This is a genomic window from Streptomyces sp. NPDC044002, from assembly GCF_056434525.1.
On record NZ_JBWKEZ010000007.1, the window covers coordinates 1 to 18,849 of the forward strand.

17 protein-coding genes are annotated in these 18,849 nt (G+C 75.3%); 7 read left to right on the forward strand and 10 right to left on the reverse strand.

Going from position 1 to position 18,849, the window contains the following annotated elements:
* Window positions 1-134: 134 nt before the first annotated feature.
* Window positions 135-1,235, reverse strand: coding sequence for an NADH:flavin oxidoreductase/NADH oxidase (locus tag AC07A6_RS07355; RefSeq protein WP_478776392.1), 1,101 nt, complete (start codon window positions 1,233-1,235; stop codon window positions 135-137).
* 231 nt (window positions 1,236-1,466) lie between these two features.
* On the opposite strand from AC07A6_RS07355, the gene AC07A6_RS07360 reads away from it, so the two are divergent.
* From AC07A6_RS07360 to AC07A6_RS07370, 3 genes are all read left to right on the forward strand, one after another.
* Window positions 1,467-2,555 carry a WD40/YVTN/BNR-like repeat-containing protein gene (locus AC07A6_RS07360; RefSeq protein WP_478776393.1) on the forward strand — a complete coding sequence of 363 codons (1,089 nt, stop codon included), beginning with the start codon at window positions 1,467-1,469 and terminating at the stop codon, window positions 2,553-2,555.
* 49 nt (window positions 2,556-2,604) lie between these two features.
* Window positions 2,605-3,291, forward strand: a complete 687-nt coding sequence (locus tag AC07A6_RS07365) for a uracil-DNA glycosylase (protein ID WP_362462506.1) — start codon at window positions 2,605-2,607, stop codon at window positions 3,289-3,291.
* Between the two features lie 110 nt (window positions 3,292-3,401).
* Window positions 3,402-4,322 (forward strand): sirohydrochlorin chelatase, encoded by a 921-nt coding sequence (locus tag AC07A6_RS07370; RefSeq protein ID WP_362462509.1) that lies wholly within the window; start codon window positions 3,402-3,404, stop codon window positions 4,320-4,322.
* Between the two features lie 77 nt (window positions 4,323-4,399).
* On the opposite strand, the gene AC07A6_RS07375 is transcribed toward AC07A6_RS07370, so the two are convergent.
* From AC07A6_RS07375 to AC07A6_RS07385, 3 genes are all read right to left on the reverse strand, one after another.
* Entirely contained in the window at window positions 4,400-5,467 is a 1,068-nt protein-coding gene (locus tag AC07A6_RS07375; RefSeq protein WP_478776394.1) for a lactonase family protein, read from the reverse strand.
* A 56-nt stretch (window positions 5,468-5,523) separates the two neighbouring features.
* The gene (locus tag AC07A6_RS07380; protein ID WP_478776395.1) at window positions 5,524-6,663 is read right to left on the reverse strand and encodes a nitric oxide synthase oxygenase; all 1,140 of its coding nucleotides are present in this window, start codon (window positions 6,661-6,663) and stop codon (window positions 5,524-5,526) included.
* Between the two features lie 222 nt (window positions 6,664-6,885).
* Window positions 6,886-8,391, reverse strand: a complete 1,506-nt coding sequence (locus tag AC07A6_RS07385) for an FUSC family protein (protein WP_478776396.1) — start codon at window positions 8,389-8,391, stop codon at window positions 6,886-6,888.
* A 337-nt stretch (window positions 8,392-8,728) separates the two neighbouring features.
* On the opposite strand from AC07A6_RS07385, the gene AC07A6_RS07390 reads away from it, so the two are divergent.
* Window positions 8,729-10,363: an FAD-dependent monooxygenase gene (locus tag AC07A6_RS07390; protein ID WP_478776397.1), complete on the forward strand. Its 1,635-nt coding sequence runs from the start codon at window positions 8,729-8,731 to the stop codon at window positions 10,361-10,363.
* 12 nt (window positions 10,364-10,375) lie between these two features.
* Here AC07A6_RS07390 and AC07A6_RS07395 read toward each other — a convergent pair whose 3' ends face one another.
* Genes AC07A6_RS07395 through AC07A6_RS07405 form a run of 3 tightly spaced genes read right to left on the reverse strand, consistent with a single transcriptional unit; the run spans window position 10,376 to window position 12,833 of the window.
* A complete protein-coding gene (locus AC07A6_RS07395) occupies window positions 10,376-10,798 on the reverse strand; it encodes a universal stress protein (RefSeq protein WP_385758849.1) in 423 nt (140 codons plus the stop codon).
* A gap of 9 nt (window positions 10,799-10,807) precedes the next feature.
* Entirely contained in the window at window positions 10,808-12,325 is a 1,518-nt protein-coding gene (locus AC07A6_RS07400) for an APC family permease (protein ID WP_478776398.1), read from the reverse strand.
* 55 nt (window positions 12,326-12,380) lie between these two features.
* The gene (locus AC07A6_RS07405) at window positions 12,381-12,833 is read right to left on the reverse strand and encodes a carboxymuconolactone decarboxylase family protein (RefSeq protein WP_007262599.1); all 453 of its coding nucleotides are present in this window, start codon (window positions 12,831-12,833) and stop codon (window positions 12,381-12,383) included.
* 46 nt (window positions 12,834-12,879) lie between these two features.
* On the opposite strand from AC07A6_RS07405, the gene pdxR reads away from it, so the two are divergent.
* Window positions 12,880-14,370 (forward strand): MocR-like pyridoxine biosynthesis transcription factor PdxR, encoded by a 1,491-nt coding sequence (pdxR, locus tag AC07A6_RS07410; RefSeq protein WP_478776399.1) that lies wholly within the window; start codon window positions 12,880-12,882, stop codon window positions 14,368-14,370.
* A gap of 7 nt (window positions 14,371-14,377) precedes the next feature.
* On the opposite strand, the gene AC07A6_RS07415 is transcribed toward pdxR, so the two are convergent.
* The gene (locus AC07A6_RS07415) at window positions 14,378-14,971 is read right to left on the reverse strand and encodes a histidine phosphatase family protein (protein ID WP_362462528.1); all 594 of its coding nucleotides are present in this window, start codon (window positions 14,969-14,971) and stop codon (window positions 14,378-14,380) included.
* 79 nt (window positions 14,972-15,050) lie between these two features.
* Between AC07A6_RS07415 and AC07A6_RS07420 the strand changes: the two genes are divergently transcribed.
* Both AC07A6_RS07420 and AC07A6_RS07425 read left to right on the forward strand, forming a co-directional pair.
* Window positions 15,051-15,758 (forward strand): YoaK family protein, encoded by a 708-nt coding sequence (locus AC07A6_RS07420; protein ID WP_478776400.1) that lies wholly within the window; start codon window positions 15,051-15,053, stop codon window positions 15,756-15,758.
* Between the two features lie 100 nt (window positions 15,759-15,858).
* Complete coding sequence (locus AC07A6_RS07425; protein ID WP_478776401.1) at window positions 15,859-16,482, forward strand: RNA polymerase sigma factor; 624 nt, start codon at window positions 15,859-15,861, stop codon at window positions 16,480-16,482.
* On the opposite strand, the gene AC07A6_RS07430 is transcribed toward AC07A6_RS07425, so the two are convergent.
* Window positions 16,406-17,392, reverse strand: a complete 987-nt coding sequence (locus tag AC07A6_RS07430; protein ID WP_478776402.1) for a MerR family transcriptional regulator — start codon at window positions 17,390-17,392, stop codon at window positions 16,406-16,408. The two genes, AC07A6_RS07425 and AC07A6_RS07430, sit on opposite strands and share 77 nt — an antisense overlap.
* A 4-nt stretch (window positions 17,393-17,396) precedes the next feature.
* Window positions 17,397-18,794: a cryptochrome/photolyase family protein gene (locus AC07A6_RS07435; protein WP_478776403.1), complete on the reverse strand. Its 1,398-nt coding sequence runs from the start codon at window positions 18,792-18,794 to the stop codon at window positions 17,397-17,399.
* Window positions 18,795-18,849: the final 55 nt, after the last annotated feature.

An 18,849-nucleotide genomic window follows, 5' to 3' on the forward strand; every position in this document is an offset into this window, starting at 1 on the left:
GGGGTGCCATTTCGAGAGAAAGAACCCCACAAAGGGAGGGGCGGGGAAGGGGGGGGTTTTCTTGTTCTTCCCGGGGGGGGGGGGGGGGGGGGGGGGGGGGGGGGGCCGCGGGGCCCCCCCCCCCCCCACCGGGGTCACCAGCTGCGGTGGTACTGGTCCGGCGTGGGGATCTCCGCGCCGAGCTCGACGGCCGCGCGGCGGGCCCAGTACGGGTCGCGCAGCAGCTCGCGGCCGAGGAGGACGGCGTCCGCCTCGCCGTTGGCGAGGACCTTCTCGGCCTGCTCCGGCTCGGTGATCAGGCCGACGGCGGCGACCGGGAGGGTGGTCTCGGCCTTGACCCGGGCGGCGAAGGGCACCTGGTAGCCGGGGCCGAGCGGGATCTTCACGTGCGGGGCGAGGCCGCCGGTGGAGACGTCGAGGAGGTCCACGCCGTGCTCCTGGAGCAGCCCGGCCAGCCGGACGGTCTCGTCCGCCGTCCAGCCGTTCTCCTCCAGCCAGTCGGTGGCGGAGATCCGGAAGAACAGCGGCAGCTCCTCGGGCCACACCGCCCGTACGGCGTCGACGACTTCGACGGCGAGGCGGGTGCGGTTCTCGAAGGAGCCGCCGTACTCGTCGGTGCGCCGGTTGCTGTGCGGGGAGAGGAACTCGCCGATGAGGTAGCCGTGGGCGCCGTGGATCTCCAGGACCTCGTAGCCGGCGTCGAGGGCGCGCCCCGCGGCGGCCGCGAACCGGGCGGTGATCTCGTGGATCTCCTCGGTGGTGAGCTCGTGGGGCACCTGGTACCCCTCGTCGAACGGCACGGCGCTCGGGGCGACGGGCTGCCAGCCGTGGCCCTCGGGGCCGACGGGGCGGCCGCCCTTCCAGGTGCGCTCGGTGGAGGCCTTGCGGCCGGCGTGGGCGATCTGGATGCCGGGGACGGAGCCCTGGGACTTGACGAAGGCGGTGATCCGGCGGAGGGCCTCGACCTGGGTGTCGTTCCAGATGCCGAGGTCGTAGGGGCTGATGCGGCCTTCCGGCGCGACGGCGGTGGCCTCCTGGATGATCAGGCCGGTGCCGCCGGTGGCGCGGGCCGCGTAGTGCGCGAAGTGCCAGTCCAGGGCCACGCCCGCGTTCGGGCCGAAGGCCTCGGCGCTGTACTGGCACATCGGGGCCATCCAGACGCGGTTCGGGATGGTGACCGAACGCAGGGTGTAGGGCTGGAACAGGGCGGCGAAGGCAGCGGGTGCAGCACTCATGGGGCTCTCCATACGTGACCGGACGCGCACCGGGGTCGGCGCTAAGTACGAGAAGAACCGTACTACGAAAACTCCCGTAGTACGAGTCCCTTCGTACAAGGACGCCACGCAGGACGCCCGGGAGGGTCGAACGGGTCTTCGACGGCGCGGCCTGCCCGACCGCTGTCGGCGGCCGGGTGCAGACTGGCTGGAAAGCTGCCGTGAGGACAACGACGTCCGGAGGTGTCGGCCATGACCGACGTGGTACTGCTCGCGGGGACCCGCAAGGGCCTCTTCATCGGCCGCCGCCGGAGCGGGGGCCCCTGGGAGTTCGACGGACCGCACTTCAACGCCCAGGCCGTCTCGGCCGTGGCCGTGGACACCCGGGGGCCGCGGCCGCGGCTGCTCGTCGGCGGGGACAGCTCGCACTGGGGGCCGTCCGTCTTCAGCTCGGACGACCTGGGCGCGACCTGGCAGGAGCCCGCCGCGCCCGCCGTGAAGTTCCCCAAGGACACCGGCGCCTCGCTGGAACGGGTCTGGCAGCTGCACCCGGCCGGCCCGGAGGCCCCGGACGTGGTCTACGCCGGGACGGAGCCCGCCGCGCTCTTCCGCTCCACCGACCGGGGCGAGTCCTTCGAGCTGGTCCGGCCGCTGTGGGAGCACCCGACCCGTTCGGAGTGGGTGCCGGGCGGCGGCGGCGAGGGCCTGCACACGGTGATCACCGACCCGGCGGACGCGGACGCCGTGACGGTGGCGGTCTCCACCGCGGGCGTGTTCCGCACCCGGGACGGCGGGGCGAGCTGGGCGCCGTCCAACCACGGGGTCTCGGCGGTGTTCCTGCCGGACCCGGACCCGGAGTTCGGCCAGTGCGTGCACAAGATCGCCCAGGACGCCGGGGACCCCTCCCGGCTCTACCTCCAGAACCACTGGGGGGTCTACCGCAGCGACGACGCGGGCGCCGCGTGGACCGACATCGGCTCCGGACTGCCCTCCGACTTCGGCTTCGCGGTGGCCGCCCACCCGCACCGCCCGGACACCGCGTACGTCTTCCCGCTGAACGCGGACTCCGACCGGGTCCCGGCGGAACACCGCTGCCGGGTCTTCCGCACCCGGGACGCCGGCGCCACCTGGGAGCCCCTCTCGAAGGGACTGCCGGCCGGCGACCACTACGGCACCGTCCTGCGCGACGCCCTGTGCACCGACGACGCCGACCCGGCGGGCGTCTACTTCGGCAACCGCAACGGCGAGCTGTACGCCAGCCACGACGACGGCGACAGCTGGCAGCTGCTCGCCGGCCACCTGCCGGACGTGCTCTGCGTACGGGCGGCCGTGCTGCCCTGAGGCCGCGGACGGGACCGGTTGTCGGTGTGGGCCAGTAGAGTGATCACCCATGGCAGCACGACCGTTGAACGAGATCGTCGAGCCGGGCTGGGCCCGCGCTCTGGAGCCGGTGGCGGGGCAGATCGCCGCCATGGGCGACTTCCTGCGCGCCGAGATCGCGGCAGGCAGAACGTACGTCCCGTCGGGGGCGAACGTGCTGCGCGCGTTCCAGCAGCCCTTCGACGAGGTGAAGGTACTGATCGTCGGGCAGGACCCCTACCCGACCCCCGGGCACGCCATGGGCCTGTCCTTCTCGGTCGCGCCCGAGGTGAGCCCGTGGCCGCCCAGCCTGGACAACATCTTCCGCGAGATGCACGCCGACATCGGGACGGGGAAGCCGCTCAACGGCGACCTGACCCCGTGGACCCGGCAGGGCGTGCTGCTGCTGAACCGCGCGCTCACCACCGCCCCCCGCAAGACCGGCGGCCACCGGGGCAAGGGCTGGGAGGCCGTCACCGAACAGGCCATCCGGGCGCTGGCCGCGCGCGGGAAGCCGCTGGTGTCCATCCTGTGGGGCCGTGACGCCCGCAACCTGCGCCCGCTGCTGGGGGACCTGCCGGCCGTGGAGTCCGTCCACCCCTCGCCCATGTCCGCGAGCAACGGCTTCTTCGGATCCCGTCCGTTCAGCCGGACCAACGAGCTGCTGGCCGGGCAGGGAGCGGAGCCGGTCGACTGGCGCCTGCCGGCCGTCAGTTGAACCGTATATGACATTGAACTACGACATTCAATGGATAAATACGGACAGATGCCGCCCGAGCGGGCCCTGCCCGAACACGTGGTTCCGATAAACCAGTAGCATGCGGCGCCATGAGCTCCCCCACTGGGCCCGCAAACGGCCTGCCCGTACGAATGCCGCGACCCCGCCAGACCGGACGGCACCGCCGGCCCGAGCCCGCGGTGGCGCCCGAGGGCGCGCCCGCGCTGGTGCTCGCCGTGCCCGGTGCCCCCTCGGCCGCCTCGCGGGGGCTGGCCGAAGAGGTCATCAGCATCGGCCGCTCCGAGCTGCCGGGGCTGGACGCCCGGATCGGCTACCTCGAAGGCGAGGACGGCGAGGAGAGCGAGTTCCCCTCGCTGTCCGGCGTCCTGAACGCCGTCGCGCAGGAGCGGACCGCGCGCGCGGAGTTCGCCCGCGCCGCCGGTCTGGACGTGCCCGCGCCGACCGGCCCCGACGCCGTGGTCGTGCCCCTGCTGGCCGGTCCCGACGGGGACCTGCTGCGCCGGATGCGCCAGGCGCTGATGGACTCCTCGGCCGCCGCCGAGCTGGCCGACGTGCTCGGCCCGCACCCGCTGCTCGCCGAGGGCCTGCACGTCCGCCTCTCGGAGGCCGGCCTGGCCCGCGCCGACCGGGCCCGCCTGTTCACCGTGGCCACCGCCGCCGACGGCATCATCCTGGCCACCACCGGCGGCGAGGAGGCCGTCCAGGCAGCCGGGATCACCGGCATGCTGCTGGCCGCCCGGCTCGCGGTGCCGGTGATCGCCGCCGCGCTGGACCAGGAGGGCTCGGTGGCGGCGGTCGCCGCCGAGCTGCGCGGTTCCGGTTCGGTGCAGCTGGCGCTGGCCCCGTACCTGATCGGCCCGGAAGCGGCCGAGGGCCTGCTGGACACCGCCTGCAAGGAGGCCGACTGCTCGGCCGCCGAGGTGCTCGGGGCCTACCCGGCGCTCGGCAAGCTGGCCGTGGCGCAGTTCAGCGCCGCCCTGGGCATCCAGCTGGGCGCCGCCGCGCAGTAGGACCGCCCGCACGTACGCGAAGGGCCCGCCCGGAATCCGTTCCGGGCGGGCCCTTCGCCGTGCGGGGGCGGGTTCCGCTAGGCGAAGACCACGCAGGAGGCCGCGGGGACGGGCAGCGAGCCGGCCCGGCGCGGGTGGCCGGTCAGCGGGTCCACGTCGAACCAGGTGACGTCCCCGGAGCGCTCGTTGGCCGCGTAGAGGCGGCGGCCGGAGGGGTCGGCGGCCAGGTCGCGCGGCCAGTGGCCGCCGCATCCGGTGGTCCCGGTCGGCCGCGGCTCCTCGGGGCCGCTGGCGAGGGAGAAGGTCACCAGGGTGTCGGCCCCGCGGACGGCGGCCCACAGGAAGCGGCCGTCGGGCGAGACCGTGACCGCCGAGGGGTAGGCCCGTGCGCCGCCCGGAGCGGTCCCGGGGGCGACGGGGACCTCGCCGACGGCTTCGAGGTGCCCGGCGGTCGCGTTCCAGCGGCAGACGGTCAGCTGCGGCTCCAGCTCGTGGAGCACGTAGACCACCTCGCCCGCCGGGTGGAAGGCGAGGTGGCGCGGCCCGGTCCCGGCGCGGAGGAGGGCCTTCGCGTGCTCCCGGGGCGCTCCGGTGTCCGGGTCGAGCGCGAGGACGCGTACGGCGTCGCCGCCGAGGTCCACGGTGAGCACCCAGCGGCCGGTGGGGTCGGGGAGGACCTGGTGGGCGTGCGGGCCGGCCTGCCGCTCGGCGTCGGGGCCGGAGCCGCTGTGGGTGAGGACGGCGGCCGGGCCGGCGACGCTGCCGTCCGGGGCGAGCGGCAGGCTGCTGACGCTGCCGGAGCCGTAGTTGGCGGTGAGCAGCCGTCCTCCGGCCAGGCTGAGGTGGGTGGGGCCCGAGCCGTCGACGGGGACGGGGGCTCCCAGCGGGGCGAGGCCCGCGGCGGTGGCGCGGAAGGCGCCGACGGCTCCCCGGCCGGTCTCGCTCACCGCGTACAGCACGCCGGAGTCCCGGTGGACGGCGAGGTACGAGGGGTCGGCCAGGGAGTCCGCGGAGGAGAGCGGGGTCAGCGCTCCGGTGGCCGGATCCACGGCCGCGGTGGTGACACCGCGGCCGCCCCCCGAGGTGAACGAGCCGATGTAGGCCCGGTGTCCGCCGCCCTGGTCCGTGCTGTGCGCGCCGCCCACTGGTGCCTCTTTCCGCCGTCCCGGATCCGTCTCCGGAGCCGACGGTAACAGAAGGTCTAGACCAAGTCCCGCCCCCTGGCCCGTTCCTGAGCGCCGGGGTGGTGGACGTACGCGGTGGAGCTCGGCCGGTCCTCGTAGGTCCGGTGGAAGACGGGCGTGGCGGCCCCGGAGATCGGCGGGACGATCCAGGACCAGTCCGCGCCCACCTCGCGGCCCTTGCGCTCCTCGCGCTCCAGGTGCGAGAGGAACCGCCGGGACTCGGTGTGGTGGTCGGCGATGGTGACCCCGGCCCGGTCGAAGGAGTCCAGCACCGCGCGGTTGAGCTCGACCAGCGCCCGGTCCTTCCACAGCGAGCGCTCGCTGGAGGTGTCCAGGCCGAGTCTGCGGGCGACGGCCGGGAGCAGGTTGTAGCGGTCGGTGTCGGCGAGGTTGCGGGCGCCGATCTCGGTGCCCATGTACCAGCCGTTGAACGGGGCGGCCGGGTAGTGGATGCCGCCGATCTCCAGGCACATGTTGGAGATGGCGGGCACGGCGTGCCAGCGCAGCCCCCAGTCGCTCCAGTCGTCGCGCCCGTCGGGGTGCCGGATCGGGACCTCCAGCACGGCGTCCGCGGGGGTGTCGAACCAGCGGGGCTTGTCGTCGACGCCCTGCACGACCAGCGGCAGGAGGTCGAAGGGGGTGCCGGCGCCGCCGGCCCAGCCGAGTCCGAGCAAGGCCTCGGTGAGCGGCGCGTTGCGGGCGTCGCCGACCGTTATGGAGTGGTGGTCCCCGTAGCCGGCGTAGCGCACCAGCTGCTCGCTCCAGATCAGCGGGCCGGGGCGGTCCGGGGCGTCGGGGGCGAAGACCGTGATGGTGGGCCGGACCCGGCCGCCGTTGGTCGCCTCGCGCAGGTGCTCGAAGCACTCGGCGGCGATGTCCTCGGCCTCGGTCAGCCCGCGCCGGTCGCGGACCCGAAGGGAGTTCCAGTAGAGCCGGCCTATGCAGCGGTTGCTGTTGCGCCAGGCCACGCGGGCGCCGTGGACCAGCTCCTGCGGGGTGTGCCGGTAGGTGCCGGTCTCCGCGAGCTCGGCCCGTACGGCGGCGAGCCGGGCACGCGGATCGCCGGCCTGCGGATTCTCCCGGTGGAAGAGCCGGATGAACTCCTCGGCTTCCTCCCACACCTGAGCGGCGCTCGAGTGCTTCTGCAGAATTTCCATTCCGGGCGGTTACCCCCTGTCCGACCAGATCCACCCTGTACATGCCGGATGAATGTGCAATGAACAATCACCCGTTGTACACGGCGCAGGTCAGCCCGGCGGGGAGGGAGCGCCCGGAACACCCCTCCGGGTGATCTCGCCGCAACGGCCTGCGGCGAGACCCTCCGGGGGCCTATCATCCGCGGCATTCCGGATAGTTGAGGAACAGGGGGCCGGTACGGATCAGGCGGTGATGACCAGCGGGGCGCGCGGGTCCGTGCGCAGCGGCGTGGCCAGGGCGACGAGGGCCTCTTCCAGGCCGTGCAGGTGGGCCAGGGCCGGTTCGGCGGCGGACCCACGGGCCGCGGTGCGCGGCGCGGCGGGCTCCGGGGATCCCTCGGGGGCGGTGAGCGCCTCGACGGCCGCCTCCACCCGCCAGCAGGCGGCGGCGAGCCGGGCGTCGTGGGAGGCCTGCGGGTCGGCGGCGACGGCCACGAGCCCGCGCACCTCGCGGGCGCAGTCGTCGAGCAGGGCCATGACCTGCCGGGCGCGGGCCTTGCGGGCGCGCAGCGGGCTCAGCGGGTGGACGAGCGGCGCGAGGGCGACGCGGGCGCGGACCAGCAGGAGCTCCAGCTCGGCGGCGTGCGGGGCGGGGTCGGCCTCGGGGTCGCCGGCGAGGCGGTCCAGGGAGGCCGCGGTGGCCGCCCGTACGCAGTGCAGGGCGCGCTGGATCCAGGCGTCGTTGGCGCCGTGGGTGGTCACCGGGAGGATCAGGACCACGGCGAGGGCCGCTCCGAGGGCGCCGACGGCGGTCTCCTCGAAGCGCAGGAGCAGCAGTCCGGGGTGCAGCACGCCGAGGAGCCCGTAGAGCAGCCCGGCCATGACGGTGACGAAGAACATCATCCAGGAGTACGAGGGCGCCGCCGTGTAGAAGATGCCGAAGACGCAGACGGCCACGAGGGCGGCGGTGGGCGCGGGGGCGCCGTGCAGCGGTACGGCGATCAGCAGGCCGGCGGCGATGCCGACGACGGTGCCCAGGACCCGGCGGAAGCCGCGGACCAGGGTCTCGCCGCGCGAGGCGGTGTTGACGAAGATCCACCAGGCGGTGCCGACGGCCCAGTACCAGCGGTCCTCGGAGAGCACCTGGCCGACGGCGAGGGCGAAGGCGCAGGCGGCGGTGGCCTGGAAGGCCTGGCGGGTGGTGGGCCGGGCCAGGCCGGTGCCGGGCAGCGGCGGCGGCGGGGCGGCGGGGGGCGTGCGGCGCTCGATGGGCCAGAGCACGAACCGCACGGCCCCGGCCGACAGGAGCGCCAGGGCGACGGCGGCGAACAGTTCGGGCAGCTGGGCGGGCCGGGCGTGCAGGAACTGGGTGACGAAGAACATCATGAAGCCGAAGATGCCGAGGGCGTGGCCGCGCGGCCCCCAGCGGCGTGCGTAGACCCCGGCGAAGACGACGGCGAGGAAGGCCGCGTCGCGGGCGGGCGGCATCCCGTGCAGTCCCGTGGCCAGCACCAGGACGGGGAAGCCGGTGGCCGGCAGCAGGGCGGTGGTCACCCGCTGGGCGCGGACGTCCGCGTCGAGGACGGTGAACAGCGCGAGCAGCGCCGCGAGCCCGCCGGTGATGGAGGCGGTGAGCGAGAGCCCCGCCAGTTCGGCGACGGCGACGGCGAGGCCGGTGCCGATCACCGCACGGAGCGAGTTCCGCAGTCTGGTGCGCCCCGGATCCGGAGCCACGAACATCCTCTTCATGGCGGTGTGCCGCCCCCCTCGGAGTCGAGCGCGCCGGCCCGGATCCGCCCGGGGGTGGTGGGCGGCTTGCGGGCACGGCGAAGGCACCGCGCTCCGGACCGGCCTCGTTGCCGTCCGGCGCTGCGCGGCGCCGAAAGTACATGGATACGACACAGATAAGCATCCGCAGGGGCATTGGCTCAAGCGACGTCCGTCACGCTGGACCGTTGGCACAGCCCGGGGGCGTCATTTCCGGCCATCCGGAGGGCCAACGGACCGGACGGCTGCGGACCCGGACCGGGCCGGGCGCCGGGACCGCCGCCGCGCGGAGCGGGGGCGGGGCGCCCACGATGGAGGGGTGCGAGGCGACGCGGCGGACGTGCTGGTCGCGGGTGCGGGCCCGGTGGGCCTGACCGCGGCGGCGGACCTGCGCAGGCGCGGGGTGGCCTGCCGGATCGTGGACCGGCTGCCGGCCCGGCTGCCGTACGCGAAGGCGGTGGGCATCCAGCCGCGCACGCTGGAGGTCTGGGACCGGATGGGCCTGGTGCGGGAGGCACTGGAGGCGTCGGTCCCGATGTACGGGCAGCTGGTGTACGTCGACGGCGTCCGCCGGGAGCGGATGGAGATGGTGCTGCCGCCCGAGGTGCCGTACGGGTTCGCCGCGCTCCCCCAGTACGAGACGGAACGGATCCTGGAGGGGTTCCTGGCCCGGTTCGGGACCCGGATCGAGCGGGGCACGGAGCTGGTGTCCTTCGCGCAGGACGCGGACGGGGTCACCTGCCGGCTCGTCGGCCCGGAGGGCGCGGAGGAGCTGCGGACCCGCTTCCTGGTGGGCTGCGACGGGGCCCACAGCCTGGTCCGCAAGGGGCTCGGGCTGACCTTCGGGGGCGGGGCCTTCGCCGAGGAGTACATGCTGGCTGACGTGCGCGTGGACTGGGACCTCCCGCGCGGGTACGGCGTGCGGTCCACGCACCTGGGCGCCGACGGGAAGCCGGACGACCTGCTGGTGTGCGTCCCGCTGCCCGGCCCCGGCCGGTACCGGATGTCGATGCTCGTGCCGCCGGAGCTGTCCTCGCCGTCGGTGGCCCCGGACGGGACGGCGCACGGGCTGGAGGCCGGCCGCGCCCCGGCCCTGTCCCACGTGCAGGACGTCCTGGACCGGCTGTCGCCGCAGCCGGTGACCGCGTCGGACATGCGCTGGTCCTCGGTCTTCCGGATCAGCCACCGGATCGTGGACCGCTACTCCGACGGGCGGGTCTTCGTCGCCGGGGACGCGGCCCACATCCATCCGCCCACCGGAGCCCAGGGCATGAACACCGGCATCCAGGACGCCTGGAACCTGGCCTGGAAGCTCTCCCTCGCGGTCGCCGGGACCGCGCACCCCCGGCTCCTGGAGAGCTACGACGCCGAGCGCCGGCCGGTCGGCGCGGAGGTCGTCGGGCGGACCGTCCGGCACGCCACCCGGGGCTTCGCGGCCGATCCGGCGGACCCGGCCGCCTTCGTGCTGCGGGAGGCGCAGCTGCTCGTCGGCTACCCCGGCAGCCCGGTGGTCCGGCGCGCGGACGGCGGCACGGACGTCGGCGCGCACGGCGGGCCGGGGCCCGGTGAGCGGGCGCCGGACTGCGGGGGGCTGACGGGGGAGGTCGCGCGGTTCCCGCTGCGGCTGTTCGACCTGCTACGGGACCGCGAGCACGTGCTGCTGCTCCACACGGACGGCACGCCCGGCCCGTACGTCCCCGCACTCGCCGCTCTGGCGGACGGGTTGCCTGCTGGGCGGCTCACGGCGTACGCGGTCCTCTCCGAGGGCGGGACCGCGCCCGCCGGGGCTGCGTGGCCCGTGTACCGCGACGCCCGGGGCGAGTTCGCCCGGCTGTACGGGGTGAGGGAGCCGACGGCCTTCGTGGTGCGGCCCGACGGGTACCTCGGGGCCCGGCTCTGCCCGCCGGCGGCGGAGGGGCTGTCCGCGTACCTGGCGGGGGTGTTCCGGGACTGAGTCCCGGACGGGTCAGGGGCCGTCCTCGGTCGGCACGCACAGCACCGGGACGGGCGAGAGGTGCAGCAGCTTGTGCGGGGTGGAGCCGAGCAGGGCGCCCCGGATGGGGCTGTCGCCCCAGCTGCCGACGATGATGACCCGCGCGTGGTGGCGTTCGGCGGCGGCGAGCAGGGCCTGGGCCGGCTTGTCGTCCACCACCTCCACCGTCGAGGGGACGCCGGCCTCGTCGGCGGCCTCGACGGCCCGGGCGAGCGCGGTGCGGCCGGCCTGGAGGACGGCCTCGCGGTGGGCGCGGTACTCCTCCCCGGTGGCTCCGGGCGCGGCGGCCCCGTACACGAGGACCAGGGGTTCCCCGAAGGCGGTGGCCACCTCCAGCGCCACCCGCAGGGCCCGCTCGGCGCCGGGGGATTCGTCGTAACCAAGGACCACGGACATCCGGCCTCCTCAGCCCTTCGCGCCGCGCACGAGGGCCGGGTCGACCACGCTGCGGCGCTCCTGCCAGAACCTGCCGTCGCGGACCCTCCAGAAGCACATGAGGAGCACGCCGAGGGCCGCGATGCCGATCCCGATGACCAGCGGCGGGCCGAGGCCGAACCAGGAGGTCCCGCCGGCGGAGTTGCGCGGGTCGGACATGTCGGCGACGGACTCCACCAGCAGCCAGGCCAGCAGTCCGGCGCCGGCCAGGGGGCCCACGCCGATGAGGAAGAAGTTGTGGGCGTTCTCCAGCAGGTGGCGGCGGTAGTAGACGGCGCAGGCCACGCCGGTGAGCGCGTAGTAGAAGGCGATCAGCAGGGAGAGCGCGGTGAGGGAGTCCAGGAGGGCGTTCTCGCTGATCTGGTTGACGATCAGGTACCAGGCGATGGCGATGCCCGCCACCCACCAGGTGCTGACCTCGGGGGTGTGGAAGCGCGGGTGGATGTGGGCGAGGTGCGGGGGCAGGGCGTGCCGGCGGGCCATGGACAGGGCGGTCCGGGAGGCGGGGATGATCGTCGTCTGGGTGGAGGCGAGGGCGGAGGTGCAGACGGCGAGGAGCACCATCCAGTCCCAGCCGCCCATCACCTCGTGCGCGAGGACCGCGAAGATCGCCTCCTCCTCGCCGGCGTTCTCCGCGAGGAACTCGGTCCCGGCGTAGGCGACGATGGCGAAGCCGACGGACAGGTAGGTGACCAGCAGCACCAGGGTGGACCAGATGCCGGCCTTGCCGGGGGCGGTGGCGGAGTCCTCGACCTCCTCGGTGAGGTTCACGGCGGACTCCCAGCCCCAGTAGATGAACACGCCGAGCAGCAGTCCGCCGGTGAGGGCGGCGCCGCCCGCCCCGAAGGGGTTGAGCCAGGTGAGTGAGGGTTCGATCTCGTCGAGGGTGCTGGTGCCGGCGTACACGCGGTAGATGGCGACGAAGGCGAAGACCAGCAGGAAGAGGACCTGGGCGAGGATCAGGACGTCCTGGAGGTGGGCGGAGAGTTCGGTGCCGATGACGCAGACGGCGGTCATGGCGAGGATGACGACGACGGTGAGCGTCTGGCGGACCACCTGGTTGGCGGCCCAGTCGTCGAGGCCGGCGGCGAGCAGCCCGAAGTGGACGGCCACGTCGGCGAGGGAGCCGATGACGAGCACCCCGGTCATGGTGATCGCCCAGCCGCCGAGCCAGCCCGCCCAGGGGCCCATGGCCCGGGTCACCCAGGAGAAGGTGGTGCCGCAGTCCTGGTCGACCTTGTTGAGGTAGTAGAAGGCGGCGGCGATGAGCAGCATCGGCACGAACGAGGCGAGCATGATGCCCGGCGCGTAGATCCCGGCGAGGGCCACGATCGGGCCGATGACGGCGGCCAGGGAGTAGGCCGGCGAGGTGGAGTTCAGGCCGATGACGAGGGCGTCGAGGAAGCCGATCGCGTTGGCCTTCAGGCCCTCCTCGGGGCCGGCGTCGCCGATGGTGCTGCCCGCCCCGGCGCGGTCGCCGTCGTTCATGTACGCATCGTCACGCACACGGCGGCCGCGCGCGAGGCGGGCGGGGCGGGCGGGGTTACTCGGTGCCGGGGGTCTTGCGGGTGGTGACGTTCATCCGGTTCCAGGTGTTCACGGTGAAGACGAGCGCGATCAGGTGGGCCAGTTCCTCCTCGCCGAAGTGGCGCGCGGCCTCGTCGTAGACGGCGTCCGAGACGCCGCCGGGCAGCAGGGTGATCTCCTCGGTCAGGGCGAGGGCCGCGCGTTCCTTCTCGGTGAACAGGCTGGAGTCGTGCCAGGCGGAGAGCTGGTAGATCCGCTCCTCCGACTCGCCGCCCTTGCGGGCGTCGCCGGTGTGGTAGTCGATGCAGTACGCGCAGCGGTTGATCTGCGAGGCACGGATCTGGACGAGTTCCAGCAGGACGGGGTCCAGGCCCTTGCGGGCGGCGGCGTCGAGGGCGAGGACGGCCTTGAAGACCCGGGGGGCGACGGCGGAGAAGTTCATGCGTTCGGGAACCTGAAAAGTTGTCATGTGAAGAACCTACGGGCGTGATCGACCGGGCGTAGGGTTCATTTCCATGCGGGGATCTTGGGTCAATTCGGCGGCGGTGGAAGGCCCCTCGGACGACGGCAACGGCAGCCGGAGCCCCAGCGGCAGCGGCAACGCCAGCGGCAGCGGCAGCGGCAGTGATCTGCACCTGGACCTGAGCGGCGGCGGCAGCCTGCGCGCCCGGCTGATGCGCGCCCTGCGGGAGGCGGTGCACTCGGGGCGGCTGGCGCCGGGGACCCGGCTGCCGCCCTACCGGTCGCTCGCCGCCGACCTGGGGATCGCCCGCAACACCGTCGCCGACGCGTACGCGGAGCTGGTCGAGGAGGGCTGGCTGTCGGCGCGCCAGGGGGCGGGCACCCGGGTCGCGGAGCGGGCCGTCCCGCTGGAGCCCGAGCGGCCGCGCGGTCCCGCCCGGCCCGCGCGGCGGCGTACCGTCCACGATCTGCGGCCCAGCTCCCCGGACGCCTCGGCCTTCCCCCGTACGGCCTGGCTGGGTGCGGCCCGGCGGGCCCTGGCCGCCGCCCCGCACGACGCCTTCGGGGTGGGGGACCCGCGCGGCCGGATCGAGCTGCGGCGCGCGCTGACGGAGTACCTCGCGCGGGCGCGGGGCGTACGGACCTCCCCCGACCGGATCGTGCTCTGCTCCGGGTTCGCGCACGCGCTGGAGCTGCTGGGCGGGGTCCTGACGGGCCCGGTCGCCGTCGAGTCGTACGGGCTGCCGTTCCACCGGGAGGTCCTGGAGCGTGCCGGGAGGGCGACGGTGCCGCTCACCGTGGACGGCCGGGGCGCGCGGGTCGGGGAGCTGCCGGCGACGGGGGCGCGGGCCGTGCTGCTCACGCCCGCGCACCAGTTCCCGACGGGCGGGCCGCTGCACCCCGAGCGGCGGGCCGCGGTGGTGGACTGGGCGCGGGCCCACGGCGGGCTGGTCGTCGAGGACGACTACGACGGGGAGTTCCGCTACGACCGCCAGCCGGTCGGCGCCGTGCAGGGCCTGGACCCGGAGCGGATCGTGTACGTCGGCTCCGTCAGCAAGAGCCTGTCGCCCGCGCTGCGGATGGGCTGGATGGTGCTGCCGGGCCGGCTGGTGGACGAGGTCCTGGAGGCGAAGGGGGAGCGCGAGATGTGGTCGGGGGTGACGGATCAGCTCACCCTGGCCGAGTTCGTCTCCTCGGGCGGCTACGACCGCCACCTGCGCCGGATGCGGCAGGTCTACCGGCGCCGCCGGGACCTGCTGGCGGCGCGGCTCGCGGCCGAGGCCCCGCACGTCCGGGTCAGCGGGGTCGCGGCCGGGCTGCACGCGGTACTGGAACTGCCGCCGGGCACCGAGGCGGCCGCCCTGCGCGCGGCGCGGCGGGCGGGGCTGGCGCTGGACGGGCTGGGGCCGTACCTGCACCCGGACAGCGCCATGGCCCCGCGGGACGGTCTGGTACTGGGCTACGGCACCCCGCCCGAGCACGCGTTCCCGGCGGCGCTCGACGCCCTGTGCCTGGCCCTGCCGGAGCCGCCGGAGGCGGCCTGAGGGGTGGTCAGGGGCGGGTGTTCCAGCCCGCGATGACCGGGAGCCCGTGCTCCGTGGACAGCACGCTGACCGTGCCGGTGCGCAGCAGGAAGAGCCGGCCGTCCTGCGGGGGCAGGCCGAGGTAGCGGGCGGTCAGGACGCGCAGGAAGTGGCCGTGGGCCACGAGTACGACGTCGCCCCGGCCGGCGCTCAGCGTCCCGGCGACGCGGGCGAGGACCCGGTCGGCGCGGACGCCCACCTGGGCGGCCTGCTCTCCGGGGTGCCGGGCGTCGCCCGGCGGGACGCCGTCGGTCCACAGCGACCAGTCGGGGCGGGTGCGCTGGATCTCCGCGGTGGTGACGCCCTCGTAGCCGCCGTAGTCCCACTCGTGGAGGTCGGGTTCGGGGATCCCGCCGGTGAGCCCGGCGAGTTCGGCCGTGGCGACGGCCCGGCTGAGGGGGCTGGTCAGCACCAGGGCCGGTTCCCGGTCACGGAAGAAGGGGGCCAGCGAGAGGGCCTCGTCGGCGCCCCGCGCGGTCAGCGGCACGTCGGTCAGCCCCGTGTGGCGCCCGTTCGCGCTCCACGCCGTCTCCCCGTGCCTCACCAGTAGCAGTTCACTCATGTCCGGACCCTATGGCGGCGGGCCCGGGCCCGGCATGTCGGGCCGCCGGAGCCGGGCGGGCGTGTCACTGTCGGGCTTCATGGACGTGCGTGAATGCAGGCGGCTGACCGTCCTGCTGCTGGTGCTGACCTGGGTGACCGGGCTGATCGAGGCCGTCAGCCTGCTGGCCCTGGGGCCGGTGTTCACCGCCATGCAGACCGGCAACGTGCTCTTCCTCGCCTTCGGCACGGCCCATCAGGGGAGCCTGCCCGCGCTGGCGTCGGGGGTGTCGCTGCTGTCGTTCGCGGTCGGCGCGGTGTGCGCGGCCCGGCTGGAGGGCGCCGCGCAGGCCCGCGGGCGGCACTGGTTCACGATCGGCCTGGCGGTGGAGGCGGCGCTGCTCCTGGCCGCCGCCTGCGTCGGGTGGGGCGTGCCGCCGCGGTACGGGAACCCGGCCGCGCGGCACCTGATGACGGCCTCCGTCCTCGCGGTGGCGATGGGCTTCCGCAACGTCACCAGCATGCGGGTCAACATGCCGGGGGTGCCGACGACCCTGGTGACCCGGTCGATGACGGGACTCCTGGGCGGCTCGGCGCTGGGGCACGACAGCGCCTTCGGATACGGCACGGGGGCGTGGGGGCGGCGGGCGTGGGCGGTCGCCGCGATGTTCGCGGGCGGGCTGACGGGGGCCCTGATGGTGCGGGCCGGGTGGACGGTGAACTGGCTGCTGCTGCCGGCGTCGGCGTTGGTGTGCGCGGTCGGCCTGGCCTACGTACGGCAGCCGGCGCTGCGCCCCGGCACCTGCTGAGCGGGGACCGGCCCGGCGCTGCCGAGCGGGAACGGGGGTCAGAATCGATGCGGAAACGGTGCAAGTGGAGTCCCCGGCGCGGTCTCGGGAGGCTCGTCGTATGGACACCGTTCCCCCGCAGGGCTGCCGTCCGCAGGACGACGCCCCCGCCCGTGCCGCCGACCCCGCCGCGGAGCCCGGGTTCGCCGCCGGGTTCGCCGCCGGCGACGAGGCGTGCGCGGAGGCCGTCTACCGGCGCTGGCGGCCCATGGTGCACGCCCTCGCCCTGCGCGCCCTGGGTGATCCCCGCGAGGCCGAGGACGTCGCCCAGCAGGTGTTCCTCGCCGCCTGGCGCGGCCGGGCCGGGTACCGTCCGGGGCCCGGCGGGATGGGGGCCTGGCTGACCGGCATCACCCGGCACAAGGTGGCCGACGCCCTGGAGGCCCGGGTGCGGCTGGCCCGGGTGGTGCGGGCCGCCGCGCGGCGCGCCGGGGAGCCGCACGAGGGGGCGCAGGGGCTGCCGCCGGACCGGGCCGTGGACCGGGTGCTGGTCCTCGGGGAGCTGGCCCGGCTTCCCGCGGCCCAGCGGCGGGTGCTGTGCCTGGCCTTCTACGCCGATCTGAGCCAGAGCCAGATCGCGGAACGCACCGGACTCCCGCTGGGTACCGTCAAGAGCCATATGCGGCGGGCCCTGCACGCCCTGCGGCGGTCGCTGGAGCCTGCCCGGCCACCAGGTCCGCGATGACGCCGAGGCCGGAGCGCAGCCCGAACAGCCGCCCGGTGCGCGGCCCCTGGGCCTCCGGGCCCCAGCCGGGTCCGGCGAGCAGGAGCGCCGAGTGGCCGCGGGCGCCGCGCAGCCCCCACTCGATGCCGGCGACCGAGCGGGCCAGGGCCCGGTCCGCGGTGGTGCGGGAGTGCGCCCAGAGCACGGCGGCACGGGGACCCGTACGCCGTACCGCGTCGCACAGCGCCCCGGCGGGCAGGGCGGCGCCGAACATCCGTACCGGCACGCCCCGTTCGCCGAGGGCGGCCGCCAGGGCCTCGATGGGCAGGCTGTGCAGCTCCCCGGGCACGCACGCGAGGAGCACCGGGGGCACCCGCACCTGGTCCGGCGCGGGGCGGATCCGGTGCAGGGCGGCGGAGACCTGCCAGGACAGCAGATGCTCCACCTCGACGTAACGCTCCCCCGCCGAGGCCCACTTGCGGCCGACCGCGTGCAGGGTCGGCGCGATGACCTCCTCCCAGGCCGTGACCAGGCCGTGTTCCGCCAGGGCGGCCTCCAGCAGTTCCGCCACCGCCGGCTGGTCCAGGCGTACGGCGGCCCGTGCGAGCCCCCGTCCCTCCGGCCGCGCCTCCCCGAGGGGGAGGGCACCGGGCCCGCCCGGCACCACGGCCGCCGCCCTCCCGCCCGCGCGGGCGGCGGGTGCTGCGCCGAGCGCGACCCGCGCCGCCTCGGACGGGGGCACGCCCCGCGCGGTGAGCCGGCACATCTCCTCCAGGCGGGCGATGTCCCGGGGCGTCCAGCGGCGGTGCCGTCCGTCCTCGCGGTGGGCCGGGCCGATGGCGTAGCGGCGCTCCCAGGAGCGCAGCGTGGTCGGGGAGACCCCGAGGCGGCGGGCGACGGCGCCGGTGCTCAGGGCGGGTTCGGGGTCCACCGGCCTACGGTACGCCGCCCGGTGCCGCGCCGGGCCGCGCCTGGCGGAAGCGGTCGAGGGCGTCGGCGAGTTCCACGAGCGGCGGCGGGTAGTCGTACCGGGCGCGCTCGGTCCCGGGCAGCCGCCAGGGTTCGTGGACGCGGGGCGCGGGCAGTCCGGCCAGCTCGGGCACCCAGCGGTGGACGTAGCGGCCGTCGGGGTCGTACTTGAGGCCCTGGCGGACGGGGTTGAGGACCCGGTTGGGGCGGGTGTCGGTGCCGGTGCCGGCCACCCACTGCCAGTTGAGCTGGTTGTTGGCGACGTCCCCGTCCACGAGGAGGTCCAGGAAGTGGCGGGCGCCGGCCCGCCAGTCGACGTAGAGGCTTTTGGCGAGGAAGCTCGCGGCCAGCAGGCGGCCGCGGTTGTGGATCCAGCCCTCGTGGCCCAGCTGGCGCATGGCGGCGTCGACCACCGGGTAGCCGGTGCGGCCGTCCTTCCAGGCCTGGAGCTCCTCCTCGGCGGCCGGTCCGGTGCGCCAGTGGTCGTGCCGGGTGCGGTAGTCCGCGGTGGCGGCCTCGGGGCGGGCGGCGAGGACCTGGTGGTGGAAGTCGCGCCAGCACAGCTGCCGGACGAAGGCCTCGGCTCCGGCGCCGCCGGCCGCGGCGGAGCGCTGGACGGCCTCGGCGGGCGAGAGGGTGCCGAAGTGGAGGTGCGGGGAGAGCCGGGAGGTGGCGTCCGCGGCGAGGTCGTCGTGGGTGTCCTCGTAGCGGGTGATGCCGGAGCGCAGCCAGTTGGCCAGCAGCCGCCGGGCCTCGCGTTCGCCGCCGCGTGCGAGGCCCGGGGAGGTTCCGGCGACGGCCGCGCGGCGGGGCAGCTCCTCGGAGCCGATGTCCTCGGGGACGCGTACGCGGCGCGGGGCGGCGGCCACGGCCCGCTGGGGCAGTTCCGTCCAGCGGCGCAGGTAGGGGGTGAAGACGGAGAAGTGGTCGGCGCCCGAGCCGGCGGGGACGACCGCTCCGGGGGCGACCGCCGTGACCACCGTGTCGTGGGTGTAGAGCCGGCGCCCCTGTGCCTCCAGTGCCTCACGCAGCCGTTCCTCGCGGGTCCGGGCGTAGCCGCTGACGCCCGCGGCCATGTGCACCTCGTCGGCGTCGGCCTCCTGGACGAGCGCGCAGACCTCGGCGACGGCGTCCCCGGAGCGCAGGACGAGGCGGCCGCCGCGCTCGCGCAGGGCCGCGTCGAGGTCGGCGAGGCAGTCGGCGAGGAAGGCCAGCCGGTTGGGCGCGGCGAAGCCGGAGTCCTCGATGGCCCGGTCACGGACGAAGAGCGGGACGATCCGGTCGCAGGACGAGAGGGCGGCGCGCAGCGGCGGATGGTCGTGCACGCGCAGGTCGGAGGTGTACAGGACCACTGCGGTGTTCATGCGCTCGGCTCCGTGTCGGGGGCGGGGGGTGGCGGCCGGGGGCGGCGGCTGTCGC

Coding starts and splice junctions, on each gene's coding strand:
- AC07A6_RS07355 (WP_478776392.1), bottom strand. CDS start 1,235: ATGAGTGCTGCACCCGCTGCCTTCGCCGCCCTGTTCCAGCCCTACACC.
- AC07A6_RS07360 (WP_478776393.1), top strand. CDS start 1,467: ATGACCGACGTGGTACTGCTCGCGGGGACCCGCAAGGGCCTCTTCATC.
- AC07A6_RS07365 (WP_362462506.1), top strand. CDS start 2,605: ATGGCAGCACGACCGTTGAACGAGATCGTCGAGCCGGGCTGGGCCCGC.
- AC07A6_RS07370 (WP_362462509.1), top strand. CDS start 3,402: ATGAGCTCCCCCACTGGGCCCGCAAACGGCCTGCCCGTACGAATGCCG.
- AC07A6_RS07380 (WP_478776395.1), bottom strand. CDS start 6,663: ATGGAAATTCTGCAGAAGCACTCGAGCGCCGCTCAGGTGTGGGAGGAA.
- AC07A6_RS07385 (WP_478776396.1), bottom strand. CDS start 8,391: ATGAAGAGGATGTTCGTGGCTCCGGATCCGGGGCGCACCAGACTGCGG.
- AC07A6_RS07395 (WP_385758849.1), bottom strand. CDS start 10,798: ATGTCCGTGGTCCTTGGTTACGACGAATCCCCCGGCGCCGAGCGGGCC.
- AC07A6_RS07400 (WP_478776398.1), bottom strand. CDS start 12,325: ATGAACGACGGCGACCGCGCCGGGGCGGGCAGCACCATCGGCGACGCC.
- AC07A6_RS07405 (WP_007262599.1), bottom strand. CDS start 12,833: ATGACAACTTTTCAGGTTCCCGAACGCATGAACTTCTCCGCCGTCGCC.
- pdxR (WP_478776399.1), top strand. CDS start 12,880: ATGCGGGGATCTTGGGTCAATTCGGCGGCGGTGGAAGGCCCCTCGGAC.
- AC07A6_RS07415 (WP_362462528.1), bottom strand. CDS start 14,971: ATGAGTGAACTGCTACTGGTGAGGCACGGGGAGACGGCGTGGAGCGCG.
- AC07A6_RS07420 (WP_478776400.1), top strand. CDS start 15,051: ATGGACGTGCGTGAATGCAGGCGGCTGACCGTCCTGCTGCTGGTGCTG.
- AC07A6_RS07425 (WP_478776401.1), top strand. CDS start 15,859: ATGGACACCGTTCCCCCGCAGGGCTGCCGTCCGCAGGACGACGCCCCC.
- AC07A6_RS07435 (WP_478776403.1), bottom strand. CDS start 18,794: ATGAACACCGCAGTGGTCCTGTACACCTCCGACCTGCGCGTGCACGAC.